General features: G+C 47.3%; 21 protein-coding genes. 10 read left to right on the plus strand and 11 right to left on the minus strand.

From position 1 onward, the window contains the following. Both AC3A8L_RS06745 and AC3A8L_RS06750 read right to left on the minus strand, forming a co-directional pair. On the minus strand, window positions 1–265 hold a 265-nt coding region (locus AC3A8L_RS06745; RefSeq protein WP_487961470.1), incomplete at its 3' end, for an alpha/beta family hydrolase. Continuing rightward, the gene (locus tag AC3A8L_RS06750) at window positions 240–473 is read right to left on the minus strand and encodes a YheU family protein (protein WP_487961471.1); all 234 of its coding nucleotides are present in this window, start codon (window positions 471–473) and stop codon (window positions 240–242) included. The genes AC3A8L_RS06750 and AC3A8L_RS06745, both read right to left, overlap by 26 nt. A 67-nt stretch (window positions 474–540) precedes the next feature. Here AC3A8L_RS06750 and AC3A8L_RS06755 point away from each other — a divergent pair, with 67 nt between their 5' ends. Further along, window positions 541–1,059, plus strand: a complete 519-nt coding sequence (locus AC3A8L_RS06755) for a glycine cleavage system transcriptional repressor (RefSeq protein ID WP_487961472.1) — start codon at window positions 541–543, stop codon at window positions 1,057–1,059. Here the strand turns inward: AC3A8L_RS06755 and AC3A8L_RS06760 are convergent. Then, window positions 1,056–1,481: an outer membrane protein assembly factor BamE gene (locus AC3A8L_RS06760; protein WP_487961473.1), complete on the minus strand. Its 426-nt coding sequence runs from the start codon at window positions 1,479–1,481 to the stop codon at window positions 1,056–1,058. The genes AC3A8L_RS06755 and AC3A8L_RS06760 overlap by 4 nt on opposite strands. Window positions 1,482–1,688: 207 nt before the next feature. Between AC3A8L_RS06760 and fur the strand changes: the two genes are divergently transcribed. Continuing rightward, window positions 1,689–2,099 carry a ferric iron uptake transcriptional regulator gene (gene fur / locus AC3A8L_RS06765; RefSeq protein WP_487961474.1) on the plus strand — a complete coding sequence of 137 codons (411 nt, stop codon included), beginning with the start codon at window positions 1,689–1,691 and terminating at the stop codon, window positions 2,097–2,099. A 256-nt stretch (window positions 2,100–2,355) separates the two neighbouring features. Here the strand turns inward: fur and ubiD are convergent, their stop codons facing one another. The 6 genes from ubiD to AC3A8L_RS06795 form a co-directional block, all read right to left on the minus strand. Then, on the minus strand, window positions 2,356–3,822 hold the full coding sequence (ubiD, locus tag AC3A8L_RS06770; RefSeq protein WP_487961475.1) for a 4-hydroxy-3-polyprenylbenzoate decarboxylase: 1,467 nt from the start codon (window positions 3,820–3,822) through the stop codon (window positions 2,356–2,358). A 95-nt stretch (window positions 3,823–3,917) separates the two neighbouring features. Beyond that, complete coding sequence (gene rho / locus AC3A8L_RS06775; RefSeq protein ID WP_487961497.1) at window positions 3,918–5,177, minus strand: transcription termination factor Rho; 1,260 nt, start codon at window positions 5,175–5,177, stop codon at window positions 3,918–3,920. A gap of 459 nt (window positions 5,178–5,636) precedes the next feature. After that, the gene (gene trxA / locus AC3A8L_RS06780; protein ID WP_487961476.1) at window positions 5,637–5,963 is read right to left on the minus strand and encodes a thioredoxin TrxA; all 327 of its coding nucleotides are present in this window, start codon (window positions 5,961–5,963) and stop codon (window positions 5,637–5,639) included. 233 nt (window positions 5,964–6,196) lie between these two features. Next, window positions 6,197–8,308, minus strand: a complete 2,112-nt coding sequence (gene ppk1 / locus AC3A8L_RS06785) for a polyphosphate kinase 1 (protein WP_487961477.1) — start codon at window positions 8,306–8,308, stop codon at window positions 6,197–6,199. 610 nt (window positions 8,309–8,918) lie between these two features. Then, entirely contained in the window at window positions 8,919–10,073 is a 1,155-nt protein-coding gene (gene hemW, locus AC3A8L_RS06790; protein ID WP_487961478.1) for a radical SAM family heme chaperone HemW, read from the minus strand. Window positions 10,074–10,148: 75 nt separating this feature from the next. Then, window positions 10,149–10,511, minus strand: coding sequence for a PilZ domain-containing protein (locus AC3A8L_RS06795; RefSeq protein WP_487961479.1), 363 nt, complete (start codon window positions 10,509–10,511; stop codon window positions 10,149–10,151). Window positions 10,512–10,628: 117 nt separating this feature from the next. Here AC3A8L_RS06795 and AC3A8L_RS06800 point away from each other — a divergent pair, with 117 nt between their 5' ends. The 5 genes from AC3A8L_RS06800 (at window position 10,629) to trpC (ending at window position 14,518) form a co-directional block, all read left to right on the plus strand. Then, window positions 10,629–11,165, plus strand: a complete 537-nt coding sequence (locus AC3A8L_RS06800) for an outer membrane beta-barrel protein (protein WP_487961480.1) — start codon at window positions 10,629–10,631, stop codon at window positions 11,163–11,165. A gap of 84 nt (window positions 11,166–11,249) precedes the next feature. Beyond that, entirely contained in the window at window positions 11,250–12,023 is a 774-nt protein-coding gene (locus tag AC3A8L_RS06805; RefSeq protein ID WP_487961481.1) for a hypothetical protein, read from the plus strand. Between the two features lie 53 nt (window positions 12,024–12,076). Continuing rightward, complete coding sequence (locus AC3A8L_RS06810; RefSeq protein ID WP_487961482.1) at window positions 12,077–12,673, plus strand: anthranilate synthase component II; 597 nt, start codon at window positions 12,077–12,079, stop codon at window positions 12,671–12,673. 6 nt (window positions 12,674–12,679) lie between these two features. After that, window positions 12,680–13,717, plus strand: coding sequence for an anthranilate phosphoribosyltransferase (trpD, locus tag AC3A8L_RS06815; RefSeq protein ID WP_487961498.1), 1,038 nt, complete (start codon window positions 12,680–12,682; stop codon window positions 13,715–13,717). A gap of 3 nt (window positions 13,718–13,720) precedes the next feature. Next, window positions 13,721–14,518 (plus strand): indole-3-glycerol phosphate synthase TrpC, encoded by a 798-nt coding sequence (trpC, locus tag AC3A8L_RS06820; protein WP_487961483.1) that lies wholly within the window; start codon window positions 13,721–13,723, stop codon window positions 14,516–14,518. 74 nt (window positions 14,519–14,592) lie between these two features. On the opposite strand, the gene crp is transcribed toward trpC, so the two are convergent. After that, window positions 14,593–15,243, minus strand: a complete 651-nt coding sequence (crp, locus tag AC3A8L_RS06825; protein WP_487961484.1) for a cAMP-activated global transcriptional regulator CRP — start codon at window positions 15,241–15,243, stop codon at window positions 14,593–14,595. A gap of 366 nt (window positions 15,244–15,609) precedes the next feature. Here crp and AC3A8L_RS06830 point away from each other — a divergent pair, with 366 nt between their 5' ends. Then, window positions 15,610–16,035, plus strand: a complete 426-nt coding sequence (locus AC3A8L_RS06830) for an OsmC family protein (RefSeq protein WP_487961485.1) — start codon at window positions 15,610–15,612, stop codon at window positions 16,033–16,035. On the opposite strand, the gene coq7 is transcribed toward AC3A8L_RS06830, so the two are convergent. Then, window positions 16,032–16,709 carry a 2-polyprenyl-3-methyl-6-methoxy-1,4-benzoquinone monooxygenase gene (gene coq7, locus AC3A8L_RS06835; RefSeq protein WP_487961486.1) on the minus strand — a complete coding sequence of 226 codons (678 nt, stop codon included), beginning with the start codon at window positions 16,707–16,709 and terminating at the stop codon, window positions 16,032–16,034. The two genes, AC3A8L_RS06830 and coq7, sit on opposite strands and share 4 nt — an antisense overlap. Before the next feature lie 40 nt (window positions 16,710–16,749). On the opposite strand from coq7, the gene AC3A8L_RS06840 reads away from it, so the two are divergent. Further along, complete coding sequence (locus tag AC3A8L_RS06840; protein ID WP_487961487.1) at window positions 16,750–18,216, plus strand: AAA family ATPase; 1,467 nt, start codon at window positions 16,750–16,752, stop codon at window positions 18,214–18,216. Continuing rightward, the gene (locus AC3A8L_RS06845) at window positions 18,217–18,945 is read left to right on the plus strand and encodes a tRNA-uridine aminocarboxypropyltransferase (RefSeq protein WP_487961488.1); all 729 of its coding nucleotides are present in this window, start codon (window positions 18,217–18,219) and stop codon (window positions 18,943–18,945) included. It begins immediately after the preceding gene. The last annotated feature ends 26 nt before the right edge of the window (window positions 18,946–18,971 follow it).

Below are 18,971 nucleotides of genomic sequence, written 5' to 3' on the forward strand. Positions count from 1 at the left end.
CCATAAGCACGTTAACTCTGGGTGGTGGTCGCTTTGCTCCGCCTGTGCGCCTTTGCCGCATATAATCAAATTCAAAGCGAATCACCTCTATAGGGCAGTGCTCTGTAATTGAGGTTGCGATCTTATCCATAAAGACGCTATCCATAGGCGCTCCAGCCCCGTGAGCGAGTATAAGTTTGGCTTTGCTCTGCATGCGGTGGGGGCGGTTTATTAGCACGGGCTTGCCAAATAATGTTTGGTTACACATTGTGTTCACCAAGGGCATAATCTTCTTTACTCAGCAGCTGAATATTTTGGAGTCTTTCATCAAATACAATTAACACTTCTCCTTTCATCACTTGCGGGTGGAGCCGTTCAACTTTTTCTTGGAGATTGAGCTCTTGCTGGCCATAATCGGTACCTTCACGAGTGATAAATTCCTCTAAAATGTTATTGAGTACATCAGGGTTTAGTTGAGATGGGGGGATTATCATGGATTACCTCATAAATTCGAAGGCAGTATGCATCGACAATAAAAAAACGCCAAGAGAGTAGAGCGCTATGCAATTAATTTTAAGTGTAATGAGTGATGATAAACCGGGAGTTGTTCGTGCGGTTGCGAATGCGGTGGCCTTTAACGATGGCAATTGGCTTGATTGTCAAATGAGTCGACTTGGGGGGAAGTTCGCGGGTGTAATTTGTGTAGAGATTGAGGCGGAGCACCGCGCAGGACTAGAAGCGTCTGTAGGCAAGCTATTGGAGCAAGGTATTAATGTTGTTGTAGATGTTGTAGCGTTGCAGGTTGTTGATGAGGGTGAGCGCGCGCGCTTCACATCGAATGCGCCGGATCGTGCAGGTTTGGTTTTGGAGATGTCGCAGGCTTTAGCTGACCGAGGTATCAACTTACTTGAGCTAGCAACGCAGTGCACAAGCATGCCTTACAGTGGTGACCCCTTGTTTTGTGCCGAGGGTGTGATGTTGCTGCCTGCTGGGTTGCCATTTGATGAAGCCTCCAGTGCTTTGGAGGCTGTTGCGGCCGAGCTGGGTATGGATTTCACCCTAGAGGTGTATGAGAGCTAAAAGGCGGTCTTGTCGCCTTTCTTTGTTATATCCTCTTTCTGTGGGCTTTCGTTAGTGTTTTCAGTATCGTTTTCTTCCTGCGCTTGATCGGCTGGCGTTGGGACTACGTCGCCTTCATTGCGAATATATTTGTCGCCATCAAAAAAGAGGGTGAAACGTTTGTCTCGGAGGGTGCCGTCACCACTGCGCCTACTGTAATAATAATCCCAGCGATTCTGGTTGAATGTGTCGATCAGTAAAGGTGAGCCCATAACGAATTGGACTTGTCGCTTAGTCATTCCTAGCTCAAGTTTATCAACATCTTCTTGCTCGATTATGTTGCCTTGCTGAACACTAATGCGATAGACCCATGGGAATTCCAGTGATGAACAGCCCGATAGTGCAAAGCTAAGAAGGGATAAAGACAGTAAGCGCGGAAGCATGAAAACTCTCATTCATAAAAAGTGGACGGATAATACCGGATATTGGGGGGCATTCAAGTCAACAAGTTCCATCGCGGGAGAGAAATATTTGCCAAAAGCTGGTGACTTGCGGTGGCTACCGTTAGAATCGGCTCCAATATTTAAAGGACCTGTTTAATCTTGATCAAATTCGAGTTGAATAAAGGGTCGCGATAAGAAGAGGTTTACATGTCGACTGAGAATCAAGAGTTACGAAAAGTTGGGTTAAAAGTTACCTTGCCGCGCGTAAAGATCTTAAATTTACTGGATCAATCTGAAGATCGCCACATGAGTGCGGAGGATGTTTATAAGGCACTACTTGAAGCTGGCGAAGAGGTTGGCCTTGCAACGGTGTACCGCGTATTAACTCAGTTTGAGCAGGCTGGGCTTGTTGAGCGGCATAACTTCGATGGTGGGCATTCAGTCTTTGAGTTGGACAGTGGTGAACATCATGATCATATGGTGTGCACGGAGTCCGGGCAGGTTTTTGAATTCCATAATGATGAAATCGAGGAGTTGCAGAAGAAGGTCGCGGAAGAGTTGGGCTTTGAATTGACAGGGCATAACTTGGTGCTTTATGGAAAGCCAAAAGCTAAATAAGTCCAGCGTTACAAAGTGAAATCTAGCAGGTGGTATTGTATGCGTTCAGCCTGCTAGATTTTTTGTTAAACGCCCAATTGTATACTTGAGGAGGTTTAAGGGCCGAGGAAAAAATACTTTATCCAATAATACTTGCCTCCTGCTTCCTCAACTGCGTTGCCCAAAGCGTTACATGCCCCGGCATGCGCCCCTTCGAGCGCCTTGCTCAGAAAACAGGCGCCTTCGTCTAATTGGGCAAACTATTATTGCCTCGCCCCTAATCGATCCCTAGCTCTTGCCAAAGGCTGTCAATTTTCTCTTTGACGTTCGCGCTCATAGTTATTGGGGTTCCCCATTCTCGAGTTGTTTCACCCGGCCATTTATTGGTGGCATCCATTCCCATTTTCGAGCCAAGCCCTGCTGTCGGAGAGGCGAAGTCTAGATAATCTATCGGTGTGTTTTCGATAATTGTGGTATCGCGAGCGGGGTCCATCCTTGTAGTGATTGCCCAGATAACATCTTCCCAGTTGCGTGCATCCACGTCGTCATCAGTCACAATAACGAACTTGGTGTACATAAACTGGCGTAAAAAAGACCATACCCCTAGCATTACGCGCTTAGCGTGACCTGGGTATTGTTTTTTTATTGTTACAACAGCCATTCGGTAAGAGCATCCCTCGGGCGGTAGGTAGAAATCAACGATTTCGGGGTACTGTTTTTTAAGTATGGGTACAAAAACTTCGTTCAGTGCTACACCCAGAATGGCGGGTTCATCGGGTGGTCGTCCGGTGTAGGTGCTGTGGTAAATGGGTTTTTTGCGGTGTGTCATCGCCGTTACTGTAAAAACGGGGAATTCTTCTACCTCATTATAGTAGCCTGTATGATCTCCAAAAGGGCCTTCCTGGGCTGTTTCGTTGGGCGCAATATGCCCCTCTAAAATAATTTCTGCACCTGCCGGTACTTGTAGGTCATTGCTGATGCTTTTTGTGACTCTGGTCTTGCTGCCTCTCAGTAATCCTGCAAAAGCGTATTCGCTCAGTGTATCGGGCACCGGTGTTACTGCACCAAGGATTGTGGCTGGATCTGCGCCAAGTGCAACGCTAACAGGGAAGTTTTCGCCTGGGTGGGCTAGCTGCCACTCTCTAAAGTCAAGAGCGCCGCCCCTGTGGCTAAGCCATCGCATAATCAGCTTGTTTTCTGCGATTAGCTGCATTCTGTAAATGCCAAGGTTTTGCCGATCTTTGTCTGGACCTCTTGTGATAACGAGAGGCCAAGTTATTAGGGGGCCTGCGTCACCTGGCCAGCAGGTTTGAATGGGGAGCTTATGTAAGTCGACATCGTCATCCAGTATTTTGACTTCTTGGCAGCTGGCTTGGCTAACAATTTTTGGCCCCATATTAAGGGCCTGCTTGAACAGCGGAAGCTTTTGCCACATATCCTTTAAGCCTTTAGGGGGTTCCGGCTCTTTTAGAAAAGCTAATAATTCGCCGACCTCCTTCAACGCTTCGACACTGGTTTGACCCATGCCTAAGGCAACGCGTTCAGGCGTTCCGAATAGGTTCGCTAGTACGGGTACTGTGTGTCCGACAGGGTTTTCAAAAAGCAGTGCTGGGCCGCCAGCTTTAAGCGTTCGGTCGCAGATTTCTGTCATTTCTAAATTGGGGTCGACGGCATGGGTAATGCGTTTTAGTAATTTTTTTTCTTCAAGTAGCGCGATAAAGTCGCGCAAGTCGTTACAGGCCATGGGAGTCTCTGTGTCATAAAAAACAGAAAAGGGCCTGTTAGGCCCTTAGAGTATATTTTTAAACGCCCGTTTTTTTGGCGATTAATGGGCTGTGCTTATTTACTCTTCATCGAAAGGAAGAACTCATCATTGGTTTTGTGTGCTTTCAGTTTGTCTGATAGGAATTCAGTTGCTGAAATATCTTCCATGTCGTTTAGGATCTTTCTTAGGATCCACATTCTTGAAAGTTCGCCTTCGCTCATAAGAAGATCTTCGCGGCGAGTGCCGGAGCGTCGTATATTGATGGCAGGGTAGATGCGTCTTTCGGCCATTTTACGATCTAGGTGTAATTCCATGTTGCCCGTACCTTTAAACTCTTCATAGATAACTTCATCCATTTTAGAGCCGGTATCAATCAGTGCGGTAGCAACAATAGAAAGACTTCCGCCTTCTTCAATGTTTCGTGCGGCACCAAAAAAGCGTTTGGGTTTTTCTAGGGCGTGGGCATCAACACCACCGGTAAGGACTTTACCTGATGAAGGGATGACGGTGTTGTACGCACGCGCAAGACGGGTCACGGAGTCGAGAAGAATGACAACGTCTTTTTTGTGCTCAACCAGCCGTTTAGCGCGCTCAATAACCATGTCGGCGACTTGTACGTGACGGGCAGGCGGCTCATCAAAGGTTGAGGCCACAACTTCGCCGCGCACGGAGCGTTGCATTTCGGTGACTTCTTCGGGGCGCTCATCAATAAGTAAAACGATTAAGTGACACTCAGGGTTGTTGCGGGTGATCGCCTGAGCGATATTCTGCATCATAATTGTTTTACCCGCTTTTGGCGGTGCGACAATCAGGCCTCGCTGACCTTTTCCTATAGGGGATACCAGGTCAATAATTCGGCCGGTTAAATCTTCGGTTGAGCCATTGCCAACTTCTAGCACCATTCTGTCTTGTGGGAATAATGGTGTTAGGTTTTCGAAAAGAATCTTATTGCGAGAGTTTTCGGGTTTATCAAAATTGATTTCGTTAACTTTTAATAGTGCAAAGTAACGTTCGCCATCTTTGGGTGGGCGAATCTTTCCAGAGATGGTGTCGCCGGTGCGAAGATTGAAGCGGCGAATCTGGCTGGGTGACACATAAATATCGTCTGGGCCGGCCAAATAGGAGGAATCTGCTGATCGAAGAAAGCCAAATCCATCTTGCAGGATTTCTAAAACGCCATCGCCGTAAATGTCTTCGCCGCTTTTGGCGTGACGCTTAAGTAGGTTGAAAATAACGTCTTGTTTGCGCGATCTTGCCAAGCTATCCATGCCGAGAGTCGCGGCCATCTCGATAAGCTCTTCAATAGGCTTTTGCTTGAGGTCGGTAAGACTCATTTGAACGCCGGGTTCACTCTTCTTTTGAGGGGCTTGTTTGGGCCGATTTTGGTGGCGCTGGCGTTGTGGTTTTGCAGGTGCCTCATTGGTGGTTGTGGCTTCGGCTGCTTTTTTTTCGGGTTGATCGCTGGGTGGTGTATTGCAAGATTGCGGCATGATATGTGGTTTTTATCGTAGGGTTTGTCGGCGCCTTAAACATAGACTCTGTTTTGAGGTGATACAAACGTAGGGTTAATTAGAAGTGAGTGTTTTTATTCGAGAATTTGAAATTAACTGTGAGATCTATCGCGCAGCTACTGATGAATAATCAAAAGGGATTGTCTTCAGGAGTGGTTTGCGAGATGCCTAGAATCGGCAGGCATTGCGAGATGGCTTGATCTCAATGAACTTTAGTATAGCGGTAATTGGCAGAGTGTGCAAAAAAGAAAAGGCTTGCCGAGGGCAAGCCTTTGAAAGCATTTAGATTGCAGCATCGATAAATGCTTTAAGTTGCGCTTTTGATAGGGCGCCAACTTTAGTGCTTTCAGCATTGCCGTTTTTGAAAATGGTCAATGTTGGAATGCCACGAATGCCTAATTTGGCTGATGTTTCTTTGTTGGCGTCAACATCCATTTTACAGATCTTGATTTGAGTGCCGTACTCGCCAGCAAGCTCTTCAAGTACAGGAGCGATCATTTTACAGGGACCGCACCAAGGTGCCCAGAAGTCAACCAATACGGGGCCTTCTGCTTGTTTAACTTCTTCTTCAAAGTTAGCGTCGCTTAAAGTAACGATTGCATCGCTCATAGTTTTATCTCCAGAATATGTGTTCAAACCTGCGCAATCATAAGGAGTCGTTTAGCGGCTGACAACCTTAATTTTGGCGGTATTTTTTTTTCAGGGTTAATCGGGCCGAGCGATGCGTATTATCCGAGTATTGTGTAATACGTAGCGACGGTAAATTCTATGTTTAAATCTGTGCTCACGCAAACCTCTGAGCTAGATTAAATTCAGTACGTACTCTAAATAAGGGCAAGTTGTTATTTTCCAAGGCCTGAGAGCTGTTTTAGCAGTTCCGACTGCGCTGACGGTGTGTTAGGTTCTTGTTTTAGTACATAGTTCCCGTCGGGTTGAAGTTCCCAGCGCTGTTGGCCATCATTGATATAAAGCATGAGCTCGTTAAAAACGCGATCGACCATGCTGGAATCTTCGATGGGAAAGCATGTTTCTACGCGCCGATTGAGGTTCCGCTCCATTAGATCAGCACTGGCGCAGTAAACCCGGCTCTTCGCATTAGCAAAATAATACACACGGGTGTGCTCCAAAAAGCGGCCGATAACTGAAAACACACGAATGTTATCGCTGATGTTGGGGATGCCTGTTCGCAGGGAGCACATGCCCCTAATGATTAAGTCCACCGTTACCCCAGCGCGCGATGCTTTGTAAAGTGCTTGTATAACTTTAGGTTCAGTCAGCCCGTTACACTTCAAAATGATATGCGCTGGTTTGCCTTCTAGGGCTACTTTGGCTTCATTTTCGATCATTTTTAGGAGTTGTCTTTTTAGTGTAAATGGCGCATAGATAATTTTATTCATACGCTCAGTTTTACCCATCCCCGTGAGTTGCTGGAAGACTTTGTGCACATCTTCGCAGAGCTCTGGCTCTGCGCTGAGGTAGGAGTAATCCGTGTACAGGCGAGCATTTCCGCTGTGGTAGTTTCCGGTGCCGAGATGGCAATAGCGCTTGAGTACGCCGTTTTCACGTCGCACAATCAAAATCATTTTTGCGTGGGTTTTGTAATCTACGACGCCATAAACCACAACGGCACCAGCCTCTTGAAGGCGGCTAGCGAGTTCTAGGTTTTCCTCTTCATCAAAGCGGGCGCGCAGTTCGACAATTACTGTGACTTCTTTCCCGTTCCGTGCAGCTTCGAGTAGCGCATGCACAACGGCCGATTCATTGCCTGTTCGGTAGAGTGTTTGCTTTATCGCAGCAACGGCTGGGTCTTTAGCGGCTTGGCGTAATAGTTGGATGACGGGGGCGAACGACTGAAATGGGTGGAGTAAGAGAAAGCTGCGCTTAGATATCGCATCGAAAATATTATCTTTGCGTGCGAGTCCTTTGGCTATGCTTGGTGTGAAGGGGGGGAAGAGTAAATCTGCGCGGGCAATAAGGGATGGTAGGCGCATAAGGCGCTTAAGATTTACGGGGCCATTAACACGGTACAGGTGTTCTTCGCTGAGGCCGACTTCTCTCAGTAGGATATCTGTGAGCTCCGTGGGGCAGTTATCGGCAACTTCTAGGCGTACAGCCGTACCGAAGCGTCGAGAATGAAGTTCTCCTTTTAGTGTGATGGCCAGGTCTGCAACGCCCTCTACATCGACATCTAAGTCGGCGTTTCGCGTAATTCGAAACTGGTAACACCCGTTAACCTTCATGCCAGGGAAAAGCTTGTCGGCATGAGCGTGAATCATGGATGACAGGAAAACGAAGTCGTGCCCATTGCCGCTAATGTCGTCGGGTAGGGATATCATTCTTGGGAGTGATCTTGGTGCGGGAAGAATCGCGAGCCCAAGATCGCGGCCGAAGGCGTCTTTGCCTTCTAAATCCACGATAAAGTTAAGACTTTTGTTGACTAGGCGAGGGAATGGATGGGCCGGATCAAGCCCGATAGGGCTGACCAGAGGCAGAATTTCACGGTTAACATAATCTTCTATCCAAAGTTCTTGCTCCTTCGTCCATTGGCTGCGGCGCAAGAACCGAATTCCCTCACAATGCAGTGCCGGGATGATAACTTCGTTTAACACGCGGTATTGTTCATCAACAAGGGTATGCACTGCTTGGCTGATTTGTTGCAGTAGCTCAGCTGTTTGCATGCCGTCTGGGCCAATCACTTCCCGCTCAAAAAGTATGCGCTGCATTAGGCCGGCTACACGGATCTCAAAAAATTCATCCATGTTTGACGCTGAAATTAATAGGTACTTTAGGCGCTCGAGCAATGGGTGAGTCTCTACCAGCGCTTGGGCTAATACGCGTTGGTTAAACTGTAAGTTACTTAATTCACGGTTGATATAGTATTCGTGTTGATCAACGTAGGGTGCATTTTCAGTCGAGGGTGCTGTCGTGGCGATGGGGTGATCGGGATTCGTCATTAGGCTTATTCTTGCGTGTCTATTAATCGGTGCGATTTAAATCACATTCTGCCGTAATAAGGGCCGAGGAAACAATATTTCATCCACTAACGCTTGATCTCGACCTCCTTATCTTCGTTGCTCAAAGCGTTACATGCCCCGGCATGCGCCCCTTTAAGCGCCTCGATAAGAAAGCCGATCTCTTCGCCTAATTGGATAAACTATTATTGCCTCGTCCCTAATGCTGTTGTGCGATATTTAAATTTTCATATATAGCTGCATTATAAAATTCGCTCTATGACAGTTTTGCTATCGGGCATTTGGGGTGAGCAGGGTGAGTGTTGATTGCAGCCTTGTATCAGCAATGGCATTTTGGGCTAAAGGGCCATGCGCCTTAATATACTGCCGCTATTCTCTGCTTTTGTATGAGGGGTTGATGGGGCGAATATCTCATCCACCGACATACGCCTCGGATTAAACCTTGGATTAAATGCCTTGATGGCCCCAAGGCTCGATAACCGGCTTCCCTAAGCCTTTACGCTTAATTGGACAACCTTATTTACCCATATACTCGGTAGAGTATTGTCTAGAGTTTAGCAGTGTTGGTGAGGTGGGTGCGATCTGATGGTGGTTAATCAGTCATTGTGTCATCAAAGCGACTTAGGACGGTGTTTAGGAAGCGAAACCCTAGCGCGGTGGGTCGTATGTAATCATCAATGCTCACGAGCCCTTCTGCTTGAAGCTGCTGGAGCTGTGGCAGTACTGAATTTATTGAGAGTTGTGTGCGCTGCTCAAATAGCGCAGTGGGAACTCCGTCGGGTAGGCGCAGAGCGTTCATCATAAATTCAAGGGGTAATCTATCGGGGGTTACTGTGCTTCGGCCAACAGTCTTGACCTTTTGGGTGTTGAGGTAGTCTGCCGGTAGGCGTGTTTTTCGATAGCGTTCTATATGGCCATCGCGATGAGTGATCTTGCCGTGAGCGCCCGCACCAATTCCGAGGTAATCGCCAAATTGCCAATAATTGATGTTGTGTTTGGCGCGTTGATTATTTTTCGCGTATGCCGAGACTTCATACTGCTGGTAGTCATGCGAAGCCAGCAATGCTTCACCTTGGTCCTGAATATCTGACAGCGTATCTTCATTGGGTAACGCCGGAGGGGAATTATAAAAGATAGTGTTGGGTTCGATGGTTAGTTGATACCAGGATATGTGTTCGGGCTTGAGGTTTATCGCTGTTGTTAAGTCTTGCAGGGCTTCAGTTTCCGTTTGATTGGGAAGGCCGTGCATTAAATCGAGATTAATATTGTTAAAGCCTGCGGCGCGGGCTTTGCTGAAGGCGATCAAGGCTTCATCGTTGGTGTGAATACGGCCTAGCGCTTGTAGATGTTGGCTGTTAAATGATTGCACCCCGATGGATAGTCGGTTGACGCCGGCTTTGCGCAGTGCATTAAAATCGGTGTATTCAGTGGTTCCGGGGTTGGCTTCAAGTGTGATCTCAATATCGTCGGTGAAACCTATCAGTTCTTGTGCGGCAGCAATGATGCGGCCAATCGCTTGAGGGCTGAAAAGGCTAGGTGTGCCACCGCCAAAAAAAATGGACGTCAAAGGTTTTACTGGATAGCTTTCAATATCGGCTGTAAGGTCTTCAATCAGCCGCTCAATATATTGTTGCTCTGGTATTGGCAACACGGAGGTGTGCGAATTGAAATCGCAGTAGGGGCATTTTTTGACACACCATGGAATGTGAACGTATAAGCTGAGTGGAATGTCGTTATTTGCAGGCATTGTAAAAAATCATAAAAAGAACAAGGCGCCATCATACCTTGTCAGGTGCTGTTGGCGGAATTGTTGTTGGGGGACTTATTCATTCCCAAATTTCAGCAGTAGCGCTTGCTCGAGCTGCTCTATTTGGTCGCGAGATTGGGGGCTCAGTTCTGTAATTTCAAAGCCTGCTTCGTTAAAGCTTGGGTTAACGCTAGTGTCCGCGCGGCGCACGATGGCTTTACAGTTTGCGTATAAGTTGGGCTCAAATTCTTCGGGCAGCTCGATTTTTACATTAAATTCGGTTTGTGGTTGCAATGTTTGCTTGGTTAGTAGTAAAAAGCCACACACGTTTATATCAATAATATTGCCGAGTATCTGGTCGTTATCAGCATTCAGTACTTTTAAATAAAGGGCTAGGTTTGTACGTTGTAGTAGTCGGCGGTTATTAATATTGGACATAAGACACCTTTATATATTTATTAAGCGCCCTTAAACCCTAGTTCGTTTCTTTAATGAATGCACGTTTTACGAATGCGGATTACATTGCAGCATCACTTTAACCAATGAGGAGCCCCCATGGGTTTAGTTAAGTATTTTGCAGGTTTGTCACTTGTTGTCGCATCATCATCCGTAATGGCTGGCGCCTATATAGGTGTTGGTGCTGGACAGTCATCGATTGAGAATAACAAGCCAAGCGGAAGTGTTGATTTCGACCCCAAAGAGGTTGACTTGAAGGATAGTGATACAGGGATGAAGGTCTTTGGGGGTTATCGGTTCACCTTGGCGGCGGTAGAGGCTGCTTATATTGATTTCGGGCGTATTGAGGGTAACGGCGGGGAATATGTCGAAGTGAGTGGCTTTAGTGGCTTTGGCATGCTGCACCTTGGTATAGGTCCTGCGAGCCTCTTTGGTAAAGTTGGTGGTTTTATGTGGGAGAGTGAAGCATCAATTGATAATCTTCGTGATAAGAAAGATGGGTACGACTTGGCGTATGGCATTGGCGCTATGGTGGGCTTGTTGGATGTCGATGTACGTCTTGAATACGAATATTTTAATGTGGGTGAGTTCAAAGATATTTCAATGGTTTCTGTTGGTGTGAGCTATACCTTCTAGTTTGATTAATTTCGAGGCGCATACTTATGCGGATTCGACAGTGCGTTGCTAGCCAGTGGCGCCAAGTGTGTATTGGATATTGATATGTGGCAGTGGTTTACGCGTGCAGCGGTCTCGGATGAAACGGCTGACTGGCTTGCAGAGTGTTTTGGTTGGGCGATGCAAAATTTCGACGCAAACTGTTTTAGTGAGAAAACGCCCTTGGTATTGCCTACCAATGAATTTTTTCCTGAGCAAGTCGAAAGCATCGATGGTATGGCGCAGTATGTCTTTGGTCAAATCGTAACCTATGGTGGCTTGCGAAGCTGGCCATGGCGATTATTGCCTCCCTCCCAGTTTGTGGCTTCAGCACCACCGGTGCTAGGCTTGAACCCAGCTGTTCGCGGTGATGATGAGGTTCAAGCCGTTGTCCCCGCAAATGCTTCGTTAGAGCTTCAAATGACCTATACGCCGGATCAGGTGGCTAAGCCTCAAGACCTCGTGGCGACAATGGGGCACGGTGTTGCGCAGCATATGCTCTGGCAAAGTCAGTTGGCGCCGCCTGGAGGGCAGGATTATTTTTTGCAAGCAGCAGAAGTTTTGGCTGTTTTTATGGGGTTTGGAGTGATGGTTGTTAACTCGGCTTATAGTTTTCGCGGAAGCTGTGCAAAATGCTATAACCCAAAAGCTAATCGACAGGCGAGTTTGTCTGAAAGTGAGTGCGTGTATGCATTGGCACTTTTTTGTTATTTAAAAAAGATAGATCGCCGAGTTGTAGCAAAGCATGTAAAAAAGTATTTACGGCCAGCGCTTAAAAGTGCATTTCGTCAAATTGAGCGCCACCCGGGAACGTCTCATCTTCAGGCGTTGGCGGCTTGAGTTTCGGCTAGCTTCAAGCTGGCGTACAATACCGCCTTTTAAGAGCCGGTCGCATGCGTAAGCGTTTGCTAGTTATTGATAATTACGACTCTTTTACCTATAACGTGGTTCGTTATTTAGAAGAGTTGGGTGCATGCCCGGTTGTCGTTAAAAATGATGCTATGTCACTTGATGAGCTTAAAGCGTTAAATCCTGCAGGGCTTGTTATCTCACCCGGCCCTTGCTCGCCGAGTGAAGCGGGGGTGACGCTTGATGCAATTCGAGCATTTTCGTTGGCCATTCCTATTTTGGGAGTATGTTTGGGGCATCAGGCGATTGGTCAGGTTTTTGGTGCTAAGGTGATACGTGCCGATAAGGTAATGCACGGAAAAACCTCAATGATTAGCCACTCAGGAGGAGCAATATTTCGCAATTTACCACCGAGTTTTCTCGTTACGCGCTATCACTCTTTGATTTTGGACGCGCAGACACTACCGGCTTGTTTGGCTGTTGATGCGTGGGTTGATGGCGCCGATGGCGGGCGCGATATTATGGCGGTATCACATCGTGATCTTCCAATTTATGGTGTGCAGTTTCACCCCGAATCCGTATTGAGCGAGCAAGGTCATGCATTGCTCAAAAACTTTTTAACTTTTCACACGTTGGTTTGAACCATGATGGATATCAAGATAGCAATTGCACAGCTAATGGCTGGGCAATCTTTAGATCGCGAAGCGATGAGCACAGTGATGACTCAAATCATGACTGGCGAAACAACGCAGGCGCAAATTGGTGGTTTTTTGGTGGCGCTCACCATGAAAGGGGAAACCGTTGAAGAGATTACTGGTGCGGCGCAGGTTATGCGTCAACTAGCAGCGCCGGTGAATGTTAATGTCCCTGTGATTGTTGATACTTGTGGTACCGGCGGCGATGGCGCGGGGCTGTTTAATGTGTCCACCGCTGCAGCGTTTGTTGTGGCCGCAGCCGGTGGGTATGTCGCTAAGCACGGCAATCGTTCAATCACGAGCACAACCGGCAGTGCTGATCTACTAGAAGCGGCAGGTGTTAATTTAAGCATTGACGCTGAGCAAGTATCTAGATGTGTAGAGAGTATTGGTGTCGGATTTATGTTTGCGCCTGCTCACCACAGTGCAATGAAACATGCGATTGGCCCTAGAAAGGAGCTTGGCATGCGAACCATTTTTAATGTCCTCGGGCCCTTGACCAATCCAGCTGGGGCTAAGCGTCAAGTATTGGGTGTCTTTGATAAAACACTGTGTAGGCCTTTGGCTGAAGTGTTGCAGGTGCTGGGCAGCGAGCATGTAATGGTGGTTAGCGCAGACGACGGTCTGGACGAAATCTCCTTGGCGGTGAATACCCATGTTGCAGAGCTTAAAGAAGGCGTTGTGAGTGAGTATGAAATCTACCCCGGCACGTCTGGTATTGAGCCTCAAAATCTTGACGGTCTATCGGTTAAAAGTGCGCAAGAATCTCTGGAGCTTGTTCGTGGCGTGCTGAGTAATACCGGTGGTGAGCGCGTTCAAAAGGCGAGCGATATGGTGGCAATTAATGCCGGTGCTGCTTTGTATGTTGCAGGTATTGCAGACTCTTATTCCGAGGGTGTCGCTTTGGCCCAGGATACGTTGGCTACTGGGCTGGCGGGTGAAAAACTAAAAGAACTGGTCGAGATGACCGCGTGTTTTGAAGAGGCCTAGTTCGTGAGTGATACCCCTACAATATTAAAGAAAATTATTGCTCGCAAGTATGAAGAGGTCGCGAGTGCAAAATTGATACGTACCGAGGCAGCTTTGTTGGGTGATGCAAAAGTGCAGCCCCGCGCACGAGGTTTCGCAGGCGCCATCGTTAAGCGTGTTGGGCAGAAACAAAATGCCGTAATTGCGGAAATCAAAAAAGCGTCACCCAGTAAGGGGGTTATTCGTGAAGATTTTAATCCCGCAGCCTTGGCGTTAAGTTATGCGCAAGGTGGGGCCGCGTGTTTGTCGGTATTAACGGATAAAGATTTCTTTCAGGGCAGTAATGAATTTATGCAGCAGGCCCGTGATGCTGTGGCATTGCCCGTAATACGCAAAGATTTCATGGTTGATAGCTATCAGATCACAGAGTCAAGAGCGTTGGGTGCCGATTGTGTGCTTTTAATTGTGGCCGCGCTAGAGCAAAAGCAGCTTAATGATCTTCATCAGCAAGCTATCGAGTTGGGGCTGGATGTATTGATCGAAGTGCATAATGCCGCTGAAATGGAGCAGGCGCTAATGCTGGACAACCCTTTGGTCGGCATTAATAATCGAAACCTGCATACGTTTGATGTTTCTCTAAGTACAACGTTTGAATTGCTCGAAATGGTGCCTGCTGGCCGGCATGTGGTGACTGAGAGCGGTATATTTACGGCTGCGGATGTAGCTGCTATGCATGCGAAAGATATTTACGGGTTTTTGGTTGGTGAGTCTTTTATGCGTGCGCCAGAGCCGGGAGATAAGCTTCGAGAATTGTTTGGTTAGGTTTTTTCGCTGCATAAAAAAGGCCCGCTTACGCTCTTGTAAGTGGGCCTTTTTTCGTTGTGCGGTGCAGGCGTTTAGCGCGTCCCGTATACAACCATGGTTTTGCCTTTCACTGAGACCAGGCCTTGAAGCTCTAAGGTTTTAAGTACTCGGCCGACCATTTCGCGAGAACAGCCGACAATGCGGCCAATTTCTTGGCGTGTAATCTTAATCTGCATGCCGTCGGGGTGCGTCATTGCATCGGGCTCTTTGCATAAATCGAGTAGAGTACGTGCTACGCGGCCAGTGACATCAAGGAAGGCTAAGTCACCAACTTTTCGAGTGGTTGCACGCAGTCTGTGGGCCATTTGCGCGCTTAGCGAAAAGAAGTATTCAGGGCAGCTTTGGCTGAGTTCCATGAACTTTGCGTAGCTGATTTCGGCAATTTCACATTCGGTTTTTGCGCGAACCCATGCGCTGCGAGGGTCTTTGTCGTCGAACAAGCCCATTTCGCCAAAGAAGTCGCCATCATTAAGATAGGCAACAATCATCTCGCGGCCTTCGTCGTCTTCAATGAGGACCGTAACCGAACCTTTGATAATGTAATACAGCGAATCACTGTTGTCGCCAGCGTAAATTAAAGTGCTTTTCGCGGGATAGCGACGACGATGGCAATGCGCAAGAAACCCCTCGAGGTTATTAATATGTGGCGTATGTGGGATGGCAACCAAAACGACTTTCCTCATTAAGTAATCGGTGTCTGTGCATGTTTTACAAGACAAAGCTATTCAGCAGCTAAACAAGGTGAGTAAGCACCGCCCTCTGATGTTAAAACGTATCAAAAGAGGAAATCTAACCGGGTAAGTAACCCTACTCGTAAAACACCTTTGCGTAAACCGAATTGCAGCTTAATTGAAATTATAGACCCTGTTTGCACCGGGTGAATTGCTGCGCGCCGTATTATGCTTTCTAGAGTATAGGTTGGCTATCGCAGGGGTGCTCATTTTGTTATAGACCACACAGTTTTTTACGCATTTTTAAAAGGCTCTGTGGTAGTCTTGCACGCCTTTCGCCTTGGGGCGGTTGAATATTAAGCAGTTGGAGTTATTTCTATGCAAGCAACAGTTAAGTGGGTTGATGGGGCGATGTTTCTCGCTGAATCCGGAAGTGGCCACACAGTCTTAATGGATGGACCGCCAGATCATGGTGGCCGGAATTTAGCGGTGCGCCCAATGGAGATGATTCTAATGGGCTTGGGCGGATGTGCGTCGTTTGATATTGTCTCTATCCTGAAAAAATCTCGTCAAAAGGTTACTGACTGCCGTGTGGAATTAAGTGCTGAGAGGGCAGATGGCACGCCTTCGCCATTCACCAAAATACATTTGCATTTTGTCGTTACGGGTCAAGCTTTGAAGCCCGTGCAAGTAGAAAAAGCCGTAACACTTTCTGCGACAAAATATTGCTCGGCGTCCATCATGCTGGAAGCTGCTGGCGTTGCATTAAGCCATGATTTTGAAGTGGTTGAATTTGAGGTTTAAAATCGATACGACAGGCTAGTCATTACCTTGGCTGCTTGGCTCATCGCATATTTTACCGGTTGTGCGAAGGCGGTGCCGCCAGCCCTGAGTGCCAATTCAGCATGCTCAGCTTCGTCTTGGCGCATTTGAATCACAATGGCCTTGGACTTTATATCGTTAGCGGGAAGTTCATCGAGGTGTTCATCCAGGTGCTTACAGACTTGCTGTTCCGTTGCGGCAACGAAACCCAAGCTAAGCTTGTCGCTAATCAATCCAGCGCCGGCACCCAGGCCAAAAGATAGTCCGTACCAGAGCGGATTAAGCCTGCTTGTGTGTGCGTTGAATTCGTTGAGGCGCTCTTGGCACCATGCTAAATGGTCTTCCTCTTCTAAAGCGGCGGCTTTCATGTCGGCTCTGGTGCTGGGTAACTTTGCTGTTAATGCTTGTCCTTGATACAAGGCTTGGGCGCAGACTTCGCCGGTATGATTGACTCGCATTAAGCCGGCGCTGTGTTTTTGCTCTGAGGGAGTCAGTTCTGTTGCTGCAGCGGTATTAGCGGGGTTTGGGCGTAAACTGCTGGTTTTTTGACCGAACAGTGTTTTTAAAACCGTATCCCACTGCGCCACAGTGTTGTCTATATCTGATAAATTTCGCAAGTCGGTGCGAGGTGCCTGGCTTTGAGGGTTGTTTTGCATAATTCATTATTTCCATATTCTCTATATCGGAGTGTAACCGATGGATAGTCAAGATTTACAGTTACTTTTGCATAGCTCGGCGTCTTTGCTTGTTGTTGAGACGTTCGATGAGCCGCGTGCACTAGAGTTGCTTATTTCCTTTTTGAAGTCTGATCCTGCGCCGTTGTTTAAGTGGACAGTAACGGATGGAATACAAAAAGCTGGCCTGAGTTTAATCAGCGATAAAGAGAGTAAAACCTTTGAGCTTAGTGATGCATTAACTGAAATAAAGCAGCAGTCTACGCAGGGCGTATATGTTTTGTGTGATGCACATGCCTTTTTGGATGACCCTAAAAACATTCGTTTAATCAAGGATGTTCTTTTTAATCGCGTCCCTGCGCACAAGCTTATATTGCTAAGCCATGAATTGAATTTGCCGGCGGAGATTGCACGTTTAGCTGTGAAAATACCAGTTGCAGTGCCAAGCGAAGAAGAAATATTAAGTTTAATTCGTGAGGAAGCCGCTGTATGGGCAAAAAACAACGGTCAAAATAGAATACAAACCGAAGCGCCTGCGTTGAACGCGCTTGTCTGTAGTTTGCGAGGCCTGCCCCATATTGACGTGCGTCGGCTTGCTCGGGGCGCCATTGCGGATGATGGCGCCATTACTGCGAGTGACTTACCGCAGGTGAACAAAGCAAAGTTTGAATTAATGAATATGGATGGCGTGCTTCATTTCGAGTACGACACGGCAAAGTTAAGCGAAGTGGCGGGTTTAAATCGATTTAAAAAATGGTTAAATGAGCGCAAACCTGCTTTTTTTGAGGATGAAAAGGATATCCCTAAAGGCGTTTTACTATTGGGCGTTCAGGGTGGCGGTAAAAGTTTAGCGGCTAAGGCTGTGGCGGGCGTTTGGGGAGTGCCATTGTTACGACTCGATATGGCACAGTTGTTCAATAAATACATCGGTGAGACTGAGCGAAATTTAAGGCAGGCACTGGCCCTTGCCGATACATTGTCGCCGTGTGTTCTTTGGGTGGATGAATTAGAAAAAGGGTTGGCGCAAAGTGATGCGGAAGGTGGATTAAGCCAACGTATTTTAGGCACGCTACTGACATGGATGAGTGAGCGGAAAAGCCGAGTTTTTATGGTGGCGACTAGTAATAATATTAAACAGTTACCCGCAGAGTTGTTGCGTAAGGGACGCTTTGATGAAATTTTCTTTGTCGATCTCCCAGTTCGAACGGTTCGTACACAAATCTTTAAAATTCACTTACAAAAGCGGCAGCTAAATCCTTCTGATTTTGATTTGCAGCATCTGTCAATAATTACAGAAGGCTTTACGGGGGCTGAGATAGAGCAAGCGGTGGTGTCTTCTATTTATAATGCTCGGGCACGCAAGCGCGAAGTTGATTCGGGGTTAATTGCGGCGGCGGTTCAGCGGACAAAGCCTTTGTCTATTGTTATGGCTGAGGTGATGCAGAATTTACGAAGCTGGGCGCAAGAGCGTGCGGTAAGTGCTGATTAAATGAATGCATTTAAACGACTCTATCAGCAGCGATTAAAGACGGCACACAGGCCTTTTCTTGCGAGAGGCGCTGCTGTTGCTCGCTGTTCTGAATGTCATCTTGCTGAAAGGTATTGCATCTGTAATTACATGCGAGCCTTACCTTTATCGCTAGAATTCGATATTGCTCTTTTAATGCACAGGGATGAAATATTAAAACCCACGAACACCGGACGTTTGTTGGCGGAGGCATTTCCTGAGCACTGCCTTGCTTTTGAATGGTCCCGGCTTGAACCGAATGGCGAACTTATCAAAATTCTAGAAGATCCTAGCCGTCAGTGCGCCGTGATCTATCCGGCTAAACAGTTGCGCTCCAGTATTGACGTGACAGAATTGGATACTTTTTCCTGCTCTGAGGGTAAGCCTGCCGTTTCTAGACGCCCGACGTTCATTTTACTTGATGGTACTTGGCGGCAAGCTGCACGTATGTTTAATCATAGCCAGTGGCTGAAAAATATTCCGACCTTAACTTTACCCGATCCGGATGCGGGAGGTTATGCTGTGAGAAAATCGAGCGATAGCACTCGCTTATCAACAGCAGAGGCCGCCGTATTATTATTACAGCATTGCGGCCAAAGTGCAGCTGGAGAGCATTTGGCTCATATGTTTACCGTATTTAATTACCATTGCCGCGCAACTCGAAACTGTACTGATGTTGAATTGACGTCATCGCATCAGTATTTATTGTAGGGCACCACTATCTCGTCAAAATCGTT

Source organism: Marinagarivorans sp., from assembly GCF_982758155.1.